The 12,150-nt window shown below is 64.8% G+C and carries 9 protein-coding genes and 1 other RNA gene; 4 read left to right on the top strand and 6 right to left on the bottom strand.

From position 1 onward, the window contains the following. Positions 1 to 379: 379 nt before the first annotated feature. Positions 380 to 1,963 carry a bifunctional GNAT family N-acetyltransferase/carbon-nitrogen hydrolase family protein gene (locus OKA05_RS08460; RefSeq protein ID WP_264486693.1) on the top strand — a complete coding sequence of 528 codons (1,584 nt, stop codon included), beginning with the start codon at positions 380 to 382 and terminating at the stop codon, positions 1,961 to 1,963. A gap of 70 nt (positions 1,964 to 2,033) precedes the next feature. Here the strand turns inward: OKA05_RS08460 and OKA05_RS08455 are convergent, their stop codons facing one another. The 3 genes from OKA05_RS08455 to OKA05_RS08445 are packed head-to-tail and all read right to left on the bottom strand — an operon-like array spanning position 2,034 to position 7,269. Next, positions 2,034 to 5,417, bottom strand: a complete 3,384-nt coding sequence (locus OKA05_RS08455) for a tetratricopeptide repeat protein (RefSeq protein WP_264486692.1) — start codon at positions 5,415 to 5,417, stop codon at positions 2,034 to 2,036. Continuing rightward, entirely contained in the window at positions 5,414 to 6,775 is a 1,362-nt protein-coding gene (locus tag OKA05_RS08450) for a DUF3142 domain-containing protein (protein ID WP_264486691.1), read from the bottom strand. The genes OKA05_RS08455 and OKA05_RS08450 overlap by 4 nt, the downstream gene beginning before the upstream one ends. Next, complete coding sequence (locus OKA05_RS08445; protein ID WP_264486690.1) at positions 6,772 to 7,269, bottom strand: protein-tyrosine phosphatase family protein; 498 nt, start codon at positions 7,267 to 7,269, stop codon at positions 6,772 to 6,774. The genes OKA05_RS08450 and OKA05_RS08445 overlap by 4 nt, the downstream gene beginning before the upstream one ends. Positions 7,270 to 7,355: 86 nt before the next feature. On the opposite strand from OKA05_RS08445, the gene ssrA reads away from it, so the two are divergent. Then, positions 7,356 to 7,714, top strand: a transfer-messenger RNA (tmRNA) gene (ssrA, locus tag OKA05_RS08440). An 81-nt stretch (positions 7,715 to 7,795) separates the two neighbouring features. Further along, positions 7,796 to 8,407 carry a hypothetical protein gene (locus OKA05_RS08435; protein WP_264486689.1) on the top strand — a complete coding sequence of 204 codons (612 nt, stop codon included), beginning with the start codon at positions 7,796 to 7,798 and terminating at the stop codon, positions 8,405 to 8,407. Positions 8,408 to 8,791: 384 nt separating this feature from the next. On the opposite strand, the gene OKA05_RS08430 is transcribed toward OKA05_RS08435, so the two are convergent. Continuing rightward, positions 8,792 to 9,922: a citrate synthase gene (locus OKA05_RS08430; RefSeq protein ID WP_264486688.1), complete on the bottom strand. Its 1,131-nt coding sequence runs from the start codon at positions 9,920 to 9,922 to the stop codon at positions 8,792 to 8,794. Between the two features lie 163 nt (positions 9,923 to 10,085). On the opposite strand from OKA05_RS08430, the gene tsaB reads away from it, so the two are divergent. Beyond that, a complete protein-coding gene (gene tsaB / locus OKA05_RS08425; RefSeq protein ID WP_264486687.1) occupies positions 10,086 to 10,751 on the top strand; it encodes a tRNA (adenosine(37)-N6)-threonylcarbamoyltransferase complex dimerization subunit type 1 TsaB in 666 nt (221 codons plus the stop codon). Positions 10,752 to 10,856: 105 nt separating this feature from the next. On the opposite strand, the gene OKA05_RS08420 is transcribed toward tsaB, so the two are convergent. Both OKA05_RS08420 and OKA05_RS08415 read right to left on the bottom strand, forming a co-directional pair. Then, positions 10,857 to 11,594: a methyltransferase gene (locus tag OKA05_RS08420; protein ID WP_264486686.1), complete on the bottom strand. Its 738-nt coding sequence runs from the start codon at positions 11,592 to 11,594 to the stop codon at positions 10,857 to 10,859. Further along, complete coding sequence (locus tag OKA05_RS08415) at positions 11,595 to 11,972, bottom strand: cupin domain-containing protein (RefSeq protein ID WP_264486685.1); 378 nt, start codon at positions 11,970 to 11,972, stop codon at positions 11,595 to 11,597. Positions 11,973 to 12,150: the final 178 nt, after the last annotated feature.

Below are 12,150 nucleotides of genomic sequence, written 5' to 3'. Positions count from 1 at the left end.
ATATCCGGCCTCAACTTTCCCGGAGGGAAAGCAGCTAGTAGCCGGGGGTAAGCGCAGCGCCACCCCCGGATGGATGCCAGCAGGAAGGGAACCCCGGATGGGGGTTCAAGCCGGGTATGAATGGCGGACGCGGATGGCATCCTCGTGCTCACTCCGGCGTGGTGAAAATTGTTAGACGCCGCGAGGTGCTTCCGGCCCGGCTGGAATCCCCTCCGGGATTCTTTTCGCGCGCGCCTTGGATCCGGTGGTCTTCGCCGCTGCGCGGCTGCGACCACCGGCTACTCGCTGTGATCCCTCCGGGATCGGGGGAACCATGGAGTGGGGCACCTCCTCGCATTTTCTAGTTTCTGGCCTGTGGTTTCTGGGTTCTCTTACCCTCGTGCCGCCGAAAGACCACGAGACCAAGCTGGGAACCGTCCTTGTCCGCAATCCGACCGTTGCCGACATCCCGGCGATCCTGGCGCTGCATCGCCGTTGCTTCCCGCAGCCGAATGATGCCGGCGGGCCGTGGAACGAAAAGCACCTGCGCTCCCACCTCCACGTGTTTCCCGAGGGCCAGCTCATCGCGGAGAAGGATGGCAAGATCCTTGGCGCGGCTTCCTCGCTGATCGTCTCACTGGGCCGCAATCCGCTGCGGAAGCACACCTACGACGGCATCACCGACGCCGGCTATTTCTACAATCACGACCCCCAGGGCGACACGCTCTACGGGGCCGACGTATATGTCGATCCGGACGCCCGCAAGTTCGGCATCGGGGCCGCGCTCTATGCCGCGCGGCGCGACCTGTGCCGCCGCCTCAATCTGCGCCGCATCCTCGCCGGGGCGCGGCTGTGGCACTATGACGAACACGCCGGACGACTCACCCCGGAGGAATACGTCTGGCAGGTGCAGGATGGGAAGATCGCCGATCCGGTGCTCGGCTTCCAGATCAAGCAGGGCTTCGCGGTGCGCGGCATTATGCCGAACTACCTCCACGACCATCGCTCGCGAGACCACGCCGCGCTGATCGAATGGATCAACCAGGACTACCAGGCACCCGCCGAGCAATCGACCAAGGTGCGCGTCGCCTGCGTGCAGTATCAGATGCGGAAGATCGCGGACTTTGACGAGTTCGCCAAGCAGATCCGTTACTTCGTCGAGACCGCCGGTGAGGACTACGGCGCGGAGTTCGTCCTGTTCCCCGAGTTTCTAACAGTGCAGTTGCTGAGTGCGCTTCAACCGCTCGGCTCGCGCGAAGGCATCCGCAAGCTCTCGGAATACACGGGGCAATTCATCGAGCTGATGAGCGGCCTCGCGCGCCAGCAGGGGCTGTATCTCATCGCGGGCTCGCACCCGGTGCCGCAGCCAGACGGGCGCTTGGAAAACACCTCGATGATCTTCAAGCCGGATGGCACCTATGCGTCGCAGCCGAAGCTGCACATCACGCCGTCGGAGAAAACCTGGTGGGGCATTTCCGGTGGTGATTCGCTGATCGTGCTGCAGACGCCGAAGGCGAAGATCGGCGTGCTGATCTGCTACGATGTGGAGTTCCCGGAAGCGGCGCGCTATCTGGCCGATCGTGGTGTGGAGATCCTCTTCATCCCGTACTGCACGGACAATCGCCAAGGCTACCTGCGCGTCAGCCTGTGTGCCGCGGCGCGGGCGATCGAGAACCAGATTTTCGTCGCCACCGCCGGCGTGGTGGGAAACCTGCCGGACGTGCCGGCGATGGACATTCACTACGGCCGCGCGGCGGTGTTCACCCCGAGCGATTTCGAATTCGCCCGCGATGGCATCCAGGCGGAGGCCGATGCGAACGTGGAGACGATGCTCGTCACCGACCTCGACATCACGGACCTCTATCGTTCACGCCTGAATGGCAGCGTCACGCCCGTGACCGACCGGCGGACGGACTTGTTCGAGTTCCACAACAAGCTCTCGAACGAGATCATCGCACCCGGCGTGCAGGAAGGGCATCTGTGATGGGAAGGCTGTCTTCGTAGCGGAATGACTGCGTCGTTCCGCTACGAAGAGCAAGAGTGCCTTCTGGCACTTAAGGGCTCTCCAGCCACGCCATCAGCGGTCGCAACCGGAACAAGCAGGTGTCCCCATGCATCAGATTCTTCAGGAACGGCGTCGCGGAGCGTTCGGCCCGGAAAGCGGCAGCCACGGCGGCTCGCTCGTTCTTGTCTAACAGCCGGAGCGAAACCTCCGAGAATTGCAGCCCCGCATTCATACGCAGTTCCGGGTGCGCCGGATCGGCCAGCACTTCGGCGAGACACTTCACGGCCACCGGATAGTCGCGCGATTGCGCGGCGATCGCCGCCCGCAGCACACGGAGGTCGGCCCGATAGCGCCCGCTGGGGAAGCTCGATTCATGCTCGTCGAGTGCCTTGCTCAGTGCGCGCAGCTTGGCCTCATCGACCGCGGAGGGGCGGGTCAGCCGCTTGTAGCCGTTGAGGATCGGCGACTCGGGGAAGTGGAAGGCTTGCACCTGCGGGATGGGGCAGGCGGCGCGGACCTTCATGCGGAGCAGGCGCAGCGAGGCTGCTTCCGTCTTCGAGCCATTCGGAAAGTCGCGCAGGTAGCGCTCCCATGATTCCACCGTGTCGTCGTTCGCCCGGGTGTAGCCGTCGGGCATGGTTACCGGGCGGATACGATCGAGGAAGGCGAGCCACGGGGCAAGCGGTGCCCACTCGCCGGCAGCCGGTGGTGGCGGGGCCTTCGCCCGGCGGACGGAGGCATAGCGGCTGAAAAGGTCCGGCGTGATCCCGGGCGCTTCTGCAGCGGAAGCCAGGTCGTCGAGGTCATCCACCAGGGCGAGGACGTCGTTCTCAGCCAGGAGGTGGCGGGTGCGGTCGAAGTCTGCGCGGAAGTCGGCGAGCCGCTTGCGGAGGGCGGGCATGTCGGCGTCCGGCACGATGAAGAGGCCGCCAAAGGCTTGGCTCAGCCGCTCGCCCTCGGCATCGCCGGGCTTCGGCTCCCATTCACGCCAGCGGCCCGACTTTGGATCGATAACGGCGGACTCGATCGCATCGGCGGAATTTCCGGGCGTGTAGTCGCCCGGCATCCATGTGCCTAACAAGGCGGGCGGCGCGAAGGTCCACCTCACCGCGCGGGCGGTCTCGGGGCTATCCGGGAAATCATTCCGCAGCCGTTCGACCAGCTTGCGCGACAAGCCGGCGGCATCCGTTTCCACCGCGCGCGAGCAGCGGTAGTGGGAAAATTCCGCGAGCCGGAACACGGCCTCATTCGCCTCCTCCAAGGCAGGCGCGGCGACGTCGGGGTCGGTGCTCTCCGCGGCGATGAGGAAGTGGCGCAGCGCGTGGTGGAGTTCATCGCGCGAGTCGAGTTCCGCCGTGATGGCGTCCGTTGCGAAACCGAGGAAGGCGGCGTTTTTGCGGCGGAGTTGTTCCAGCTTTTCGCCCTCGCTCTGCGAGTAGTCGAAGAGGCTGTGAAGCGGCAGCGTCAGGCGACCGCGCAACTCTTTCCAACGGCGGCCGATCTGGAGGTGCTTGCGGGCCCTCTGATCTGCCGGCGCGGGTTCTAACAACTCGGTGGCTCCGGCCAGCGACTCGACTTCCTGCTGCCAGGTCGCGGCGGTGAGGCCTATGCCGCGCGGGAGTTCCGCGAAGCCGTAGTCGGTGTCCGGCACGACCTCCCCCGCCGGATTGAGGTAGCGGCGGGCGAGTGCAAAATTCTCCGCGCACAAGGCACGGCTACGGACAATCGTGCGCAGCAGCCTCGTCTGCGGATCGTTCTCGGCCAATCGCGACAGCGGTGCGGCGAGTTGGTCGAGCGGTGCGAATTGGGCGATGCCGTCGATCCATTGCACCGGCTCGTGTTCCGGATGCAGGGGTGCTGCGGGCAGCCAGGAGCCATCGGGGCGTGTGCCGCAGAGCATGAGCAGCGCTTCGCCCGCCTCGCCCGCGTGGAAGCGGGATATGGCATGGTCGAAAATGGAGTTCTTTGCGATGGAGCTTTCCGGGAAGTTCTTCGTGAGCTCCGCGTAAGCACCGGCCGCCTCGCGGTGACGTCCCAGAGCCGTGAGCGCGAGCGCCCGGCCCTGAACGAGTTCATCGCTCGGCTGGAGCGCCTGCGCTTGGTCGAACAAGGCCAATGCCTGCGGCACCTCGCCTTCGCGGTAGGAGGCCCACCCGAGGATGAGCAGGGTAAGCGCGTCCGGCTTTGAAACCCCGGCTTCCTTCACGACCGCAGTTCCCAGTGCGGTGAGTGAGCGTCTGGTCAACGATTGGGGACGGATGATCCGGCGATGTAGGAAATCGAGCGTGCCGCGGTCGCTTCCGAAGTTCTCGTGGGCGGATGGTAGTTCCTCCCGTGCGGCGGGATCGAGGGCATGGCCGACGAAGAGGCGCATGACCGCAGGGTGCTTCGCCATTTCGTCAAAAGGTAGATACTGATCGGTTCCTCCGTCGTCGAAGTGGTCGTCCTGACCGACGTCTCTTTCCAGCAAGGAGGTAAAGATCCGGTCGCACTCGCGCAGCACGGAGCGGGTGACTTCGCGGGTCGGCTGAAGATCGAGCCGATGGAGTTGACGGCGGATCGCCTCGCTGAAATCGCGGCGCTCCAGAGCGACGGCGGCGAGCCAGCCGGAAGCATCCGCGGCGAAGCGGCCGCGGGAATCGAGGCAGAGCCCGAACTCGTGGATCGCCTCCGTGAGTAACTCATCGATGCGCTTCCGGTCATCGCGTGTGACGTCCGCTTCCCGCGATTGGGTCCGGGCCAATTCAAGCAAGCAGCGCCCCAGCATCAGCCGGGCAGGCTCGACCCGCGGATGATCCGGGAACAGGCCGATCATGCCGGTGAAGGTGTCTCGGGCCTCGGCAAAGTCGCCGTATTCCATCGTGATCGCGCCCTTCTGCACCATCAGGTTCGCGCGTAGTATCGCGGGCCCCGACGCCACCTCGCGGTCCAGCCACTCGAAGGCCCCGGCTTGGCTCGCCGCGTACGCGCGAGTGGCAACGATGAACTCATCTTCGCTCATTTCCCAGGTTTTGACCGGCGGGCGCAGGACGAACCCTGCGGGTTTTTCGAGGCGATCGAGCCGCCATTTCAAATAGTCCCCGGCAACTGCGAGGGCGGTATCGTCGGCCGCAAGTTCGCGCAGTTCGTGGAGGAGATTCGCAGTGCGCAGCCGGAAGTCTCCCTCGCGGTTGCGGGCGAGCAGCGCATCGATCTTCGATAACCGTTCCGCTTGCGGGAGCTTCGGCAGTTCATCGACGAGCACTTCGCAGGCATCGATCAATTCGGGCGAGCTTGCCGCATCCGCCGGTGCGGGCTTCGTTTCGGCAAAGAGATCGCGCCAGCCCTTGCCGGGGATGCGCTGGGGATAGCTTTCGAGCGGCGGCGGAGCCTGGTAGAAGAACGGACCGCAGGCGAGGAGCAGGGGCGTCAAAACGAGGACGCGACGTTTCATGGGAGTGGAGCGGGAGTGGAGTCGTCAAGGGACCACTGGAGTTCACGGACACCCCGCACGGGGATCAGGCCGGATTCGCTCGCGATTTCCTCACCTACGAGCAAGCGCGGAAAAGATAACACTATTTCGTGGGAAAATTTCGGCGGCAGGGGAGTGGCGACTTCGGCGAACTCGCCCGGCCCAGCGGTGGTGAACGTGCCGGCTTCATGCGACCGCAACATAAGCCGGTGAAGCGGCGCGCCAAGGGCCAGTGAAAGGTCGCCGGGGCCGGCGTTTCGCAGCACGATGCTGCCGTTGCTTTCGAGCTTCGCCGTCACGCCATGCGCGGGTACTTCGCCGCGGGCGAGGGCGGCGAGATGGGAGGGCGAATGCGCCGCTCGCAGGCCGGGGCCGGGCAAAGCGAACCAGACGATGCCGCGCGCACCGGCATCGAAGGCAGCGGCGATCAGGCCGCGGAGGCTTTCGGCATCCGGCGCGCGCCAGATGAGGAGCTGTGATGCCTGGAGCTGCGTGCCGTGGAGGCTGGCGGCGCTCGTGATGCGATATCCGGTTCCGCCGGTGAATTGCGGGAGCGCTTCGAGGAAGTCGGCGCGGGCGATGCTTTCGGGCGTCCATTGCTTGAGGTGGCCGACCAGCTTGCCGTCCGCTTCGAAGAGCGAGAGCCGCTCGAAATTCGCAAGCCCGGCGCACCATGGGGTGCGGCAGGATTTCCAGCGGGCGATCCATGCTGCTGCTTCGGGGCCGGCCATCGGCTTGGCCTTTCCGGCGGCGATGTCCTGCGGCGGATCGGCGGTCAGGTCGTAGAACATCGGCAGCAGTTCATCGGCGGCTTCGCCGAGTTGCTTGAAAGCGGGCGAATCGATCCAGCCGGCGAGAGCGGTGATGGAGATTTCCTTCAAGGCGAGCTCGCCTCGCAGCTCGCGAAGAAAGGCTGCGTAGCGTGGCAGCAGGCGCACCGGGCAATCGTGATCGAGCTGGAGCGATGCCGGGACTTTGTCTTGGAAGTGGTGGCGCAGCCACTTTGCGAGCATGGCGGCGGCATCGGGGCGTTCGAGGAAGGCGGGGCCGGGGTCGAGGCGGACGACGGGGATCTCGTTTTCTAACAAAACGTCTGCCTTCGCCACCGCTCGCGGCGACCAGGCTCCATCGCGCCAGCCGAACTCGGCGATCTGGCGGTAGAGGCGGCTACCTGCGGGGAGCGATTCCTTCTCCGCGGGGGCCAAGGCGGAACTGCGGTGCCAGACCCAGAAGGCGGGCGTGCGGTCGGGTGCCGCCTTGGCGACGGGCGCTGTGCGTTCGCAGCCTGCGGTGAGCCAGCAGGCGATTGCGAGGAGGGGAAGCGCCCGGCGTGGAGTCACGGCCACTCCTCCACGTAGCGTATCTGTTGCGGGGTTTGCGGGGAGCGGGGATGGTGGATCGCCTTTGGCATGCCGGCAGCGTAGCGGCGCTGCACTTCATCGAGCGCGGCGGCGGCGTCCATGCCGGATTCCTTCAGCCAGCAGCCGATCACGGTGCCGGTGCGGCCGATCCCGCCCCAGCAGTGGACGTAACAGACCCGGCCGGCGTCGAGCTCGGCCCGCAGGAGGTCAAGGATCCCGCGCATCACCTCGGGCGAGGTCGGAACGCCTAGGTCCGGGATTTCGTGGGAGTGGCGGGTCAGGCCCTCGCCGAGTTCGCGCAGCACCGGTTCGTAGGGATCGAGCCGGTCGTGGGAGGTGGTGAGGTCGATGAATGTTTGGACGCCTTTGCCGATGAGGAATTTCAAACGGTCCTCGGTGACCTCCGGTGCGAGGCTTCCCGGATACTCGCCCGCGAACAAGCCGTCATGGACTTGGTAGTGCTGCACGTTCATCGCCGCTACTCTGGCGATGGAATCCGGCCATGGAAATTCCATTTGCACCGGCGGGCGCGCGGAGGCATGGTCGGGCCGTCAGCAAAGGGGGCGTACTGGTTTCGACGGGATGTTCGCAGTGCTGGCTGCACGTGGAGGTTGATCGGCTGGCCTCCTAAAAAAGCCGTTCAAAACAAATAAATGCAGACTCTAACGAGCTCGCACTGGCTGCTTAATTGACAGCCACGCCTGAACCCCGACGCCTACTGAGGGGGACGGCGAACACTTAGCAGGCTGGCCAGGAAGCCGGGGAACCGGGCATCTTGGCGAGATTAAACAGGATCCTAGGAGAGAAGACGCCGCCGACGGGCCGAAACTCTCCGAAATACCAGACCGTAGGATAAACGTGTAGATGCCCGCATGAAAGATGTTTCGGACAGGGGTTCAACTCCCCTCGCCTCCACTCTTTTTAATCCCGGACCGGCCTCCAAGCCGGCCCGGGATTTTGCTTTTTGGGAAAAGATCTCCCGCTAGATTGCGCGTTGCCATGTCCGAGTCGTCGCCGCCTCCCGTTCCTCGCAAGAAGTCCTGCCTCGTGCCGGTGCTGGTCGGCATCATTGCCGTGCTGGTCGTGGCCATCGGCGTGATCTGGTGGACGAACCGGCCGATCAAACCGGTCGAGCTCACCGCTGATGAGAAGGTGGTGGTGCAGCAGAAGGTGGAAGCGATCCAGCAAGTCGAGAAACCCACGGAGCCTATCTACGAGAAGGGCAAGAAGGAGATCGTGCTGACCGAGCGCGAACTGAATGGCCTGCTCAATGAGCACACGACGCTCGGCGAGAAGCTGAAGCTGGAACTCGCCACCGACGCGGTGCACGCGCGCTACGAGACCGATCTCGATCCTGACGTTCCGGTGGTCGGCGGCAAGAAGCTCAAGGCCCGCGCCCGCTTCATCGTGAAGACCACGGAAGGCATCCCGAGCTTGGTGCTCGACGACTTCACCCTGTGGGGTGTTTCCTTGCCGAATGACTGGCTCGGCCAGCTCAAGGGCAAGGATGTCCTCGGCGAGATCCTCGGCGGCGGAAAAGGCGGCAAGATCGCCGGGATCGAGGAGATGAAGGTTTCCTCGGGTGAGCTGAAGATTCGGTTGAAGGAGTGAGCGGCTTGGCAGGGTCCGGAAGTGGACGACTCTTCCGTCCCAACGGGACGACTCATAAAAGCCCGGCACGAAGTGCCGGGGATTGCCGACAAAGGCTTGGTCTCCCAACGGGAGACTTTATGCGGGGTGCGGAAGTTTGATCCTCAATCTGCCGCGCATTCATTTCGGACCCGCATTTCTTCTTCGAAGAGCATCATTGAATGGAGTCTTCGGAGCGGGCCGAGGACTCAGCCGTTCACCGCATGAGGCGTCACGTTGTGACGCGATGGTCAGCGGAGTTTTACCCGGCACTGCGTGCCGGGCTATTATAAGTCGTCCCGTTGGGACGAAGAGCCGCCTTGCGATGACAAAGGCTCCCCGGAAGGATGCCGAGGCCACGAATCCTTACCGCTCCTCGATCGGCGTGATCGGCAGCGGTCCTTGCGGGCCGGTGTAGAGCGTCAGCGGACGATACAGGCGGTTGTCGCGGAGCTGCTCGAGCACCTGCGCTGTCCAACCGGAGGCGCGGGCGATGGCGAAGATCGGGGTGAAGAGATCGGTCGGGATGCCGAGCGAGTAGTAAACGGTGGCCGAGTAGAAATCGACGTTCGCGTTGAGGCCCTTGCGGTCGCGCATGATCTCGGCGATGCGCTCGGACATCTGGATCCACTTGGGTTCGCCGAGTTCCTCGGTAAGCTGGATGGCCAGCTTGCGCAGGTGCGGGGCGCGGGGATCGAGCACCTTGTAGACGCGGTGGCCGATGCCCATGATCTTTTCCTTGCGGGTCAACCGTTCCTCGACCCAAACGTCCACCTTGTCGAGTTCGCCGATGCCTTGGAGCATGTGAATCACGCCCTCGTTGGCACCGCCGTGGAGCGGGCCCTTGAGTGTGCCGATCGCCGAGGTGATGGCCGAATACATGTCCGACAGCGTGGCGACGGTGACGCGAGCCGAGAAGGTGGACGCGTTCATTCCGTGATCGGCGTGCAGGGTCAGGGCGACATCGAGCGTGCGGGTGGCCACGTCGGTCGGCACCTCGCCGGTGATCAGGTAGAGGAAATGACCGGCCTCGGAAAGGTCGGTGCGGATCGGCGGCAGCTCAAGGCCTTGGCGGAAGCGGTGGAAGGCAGCGACGATGATCGGGATTTTGGCACAAATGGAGAGTGCGATCGCGGCGTCCTTCTCCAGGTCCGGCGTGCCGATGGAGGCGCGCTTGTCGTAGAGGCCGAGCATGGAGACCGCGGTGCGGGCCACGTCCATCGGGTTCGCGTCTTTCGGCGCGGCCTTGAGGAAATCGATCACGCCGTCCGGCAGGTTGCGCTCGGCGCGCAGGCGGGATTCGCCATCGGCGAGTTCCGCGGGATTCGGCAGCCGACCGCGGTGGAGGAGGTAGACGACTTCCTCGTAGGTGCAGTTTTCGACGAGGTCTTCGATGCTGTAACCGAGGTAGCTGAGGCGGCCTTCGGCACCCTCCACGTTGCTGAGGGCGGATTCATTGGCGATGACTCCTTCGAGGCCTTTGGCGTAGTCGGTCATGGAAAAACAGGGGTTACGGGTGCGGAATTTGCACGGAAGAAAGCGGGTTGGCTGGGGGGCTGGCAAGGGGAGAAATCCGCAGTGTGGTAGAATGGCCTGCGGGAGCGGGGTTTGCGGGGGATTGCGGGTTGCGGAGCGGGCAGATTTCCGGATGCTCGGCGGCGTGCCGGACGCCGCCCGATTGTTCATAGAAAGCAGCACTCCCCGTGCCTCGCTGGCCCTGCTGCGCGGCAGCGAGGTGGTCTTTGAGGAGACTTTCACCGGCGACCGCAGCCACAACGCCTTGCTATTTGCCCCCTTGGAACGGGCGCTCGCGGGGCTGGAACCCGGCCAGTCGCTGGCCGAGGTGGTGATCGGCACCGGTCCCGGCAGCTACAGCGGCACTCGCGTGGGGATCGCCGCCGGCCAAGGCGTCGCGCTGGTTCATCGCTGCCCGGCGGTCGGGCTCAGTTCGCTGCTGGCGGTGCCATCGGCGAAACCCGGGGCGCTGGCCGTGGGCGACGCCCGCCGCGGCAGCGCATGGCGGGCGGGCTTTGGCGGGGAACCGGAATTGTGCGGGGTGGAGGAGCTGACTGAGGAAATCCGCGGCGTATTGAAGGGTGGGGCGGCAGTGTTTTCCCTTGAGCCGGTGGGAAAGGTCGGCTTGCCGGAGGAGTTGGCGGCGGAGGTCCTATTGGAGCAACCCACTGCGGCGCTCCTGGCCAAGGCGTGGCTGGCGCGTTCCAGTGAGGAGCGATTGAAACTGGCGGCGCTGCCGGTGCAGCCGGCTTACCTGCGGCCGCCGCATGTCACGGTGGCCAAGGGCGGGCACCCGTTGCTGCGGAAGTAGCGGGAGGCTCGCCTGCAGTTGTTCGTGGTCCCGCCTTCACGCGGACTCGAAGGACCACTCGGGTCCGCCTGAGGCGGGACTACGTACCACTTGAGTCGCAGCTCCTTAAGGGAGGCGCTTCCACGCCGTGACCATCGAGGCCGTCCACTGGAACTTCCGGGCGGTCTCGCGGATCAGGAATGGCTCATCCTTCATGGAGACCAGCTCGAAATCTCCGCCGAGCTTCAACTTCAGCCAGTCCAGCGTGCTACCTTGAGGCCAGTTCGCTGGCGGCGTGTATTCGCCGAGCCACGTGCAGGGCGTCGCGATTACCAATTCGCCACCGGGGCGAACCAGCGAGGGGAAACGCTCCAACAGGCGATCCGGCTGCGTGAGCCGGCACAGCAGGTTGGCGGCGTGCACCCGGTCGAAATCCCCGAGGTCGCGCCGCAGGCTCATCGCATCGCCGGTCTCGAAGCGCACCTCATTCACCGGCAAGCCTTCCGGCAAGCGCGCGAGCAAGGGTGTCCGCCGGTGTCCTTCATCAAGCCGGCCGTAGGGCAGGGGGCTGCCCGTCATGGCGGCAGCGGCGCGGATGAAATTCTGTGAGAAATCGATACCCAGCGTTTCGGTCGAACTACGGGACAGCTCGTAGGCCGAGCGGCCGACCGCGCAGCCTAGGTCGAGCGTGCGCTCCACCGTGCCGGGCGAGAAATGCCGCGTGGTCCGCACCGCGAAGTCGAGTGCCTCGCGCATGCCGGCGGGCGCGGACTCGGGCAGGATTTCCTCTGCGCTGCCATAGTGGAAGAGCAGGTATTCCCCGAGCAGGCGCTCGGTTTCGTAGGGATTTGGGTTCGCGCTCACTTAGTGGACGGGAGTTTCACCGGGTTTCGCCGCGCTCTCGTCGTAGTAAAAATCGGCGTCGTCGTGCTTCGGCACGGGGATGTTGAGGATCTTCATCTTCCCGATCGCCCGGTGCCGGCAGCCCGGCCGGATCATCACCGCGCTCAGCGGCTTCACCGGCACCTGGTCGCCATCGAGCTCGAGGAAGCCTTCACCCTCCAGCACCACGTAGATCTCGGTGGTCTTCAGGTGATAGTGGCTGGTCGGCTCGTCCTTCACCTCCAGATAGTGCGCCGAGGCCGGCGCGTCCGGCAGATCGACAAAGGCCCGCCGTGTGGTGCCGCAGCAGCAGGCGATCGGAGGCAGATCCGCGAGGTGGACGGGATGGTAGCGCTTCATGGGAAGGGATCGGAAATGGATGCGGGCCGCACGAGCGGGCACCATGGGAATGGGCGCGGAAGCTCCCCGGCACAAGGGGCATTTTGCGAACATTTTGCACAAGCTTGATCGCCGTTTGGCGCAAGCTTTCCCAAGATCGGCTTCGATCGACTCCGGAGCATGAATCCGCTCCAGACCA

Origin of the sequence: Luteolibacter arcticus (assembly GCF_025950235.1) — a bacterium.
GTDB classification, from domain to species: domain Bacteria; phylum Verrucomicrobiota; class Verrucomicrobiia; order Verrucomicrobiales; family Akkermansiaceae; genus Haloferula; species Haloferula arctica.
Note: the sequence above shows the minus strand (reverse complement) of the source record. Positions and strands in the feature narration are given on the sequence as shown.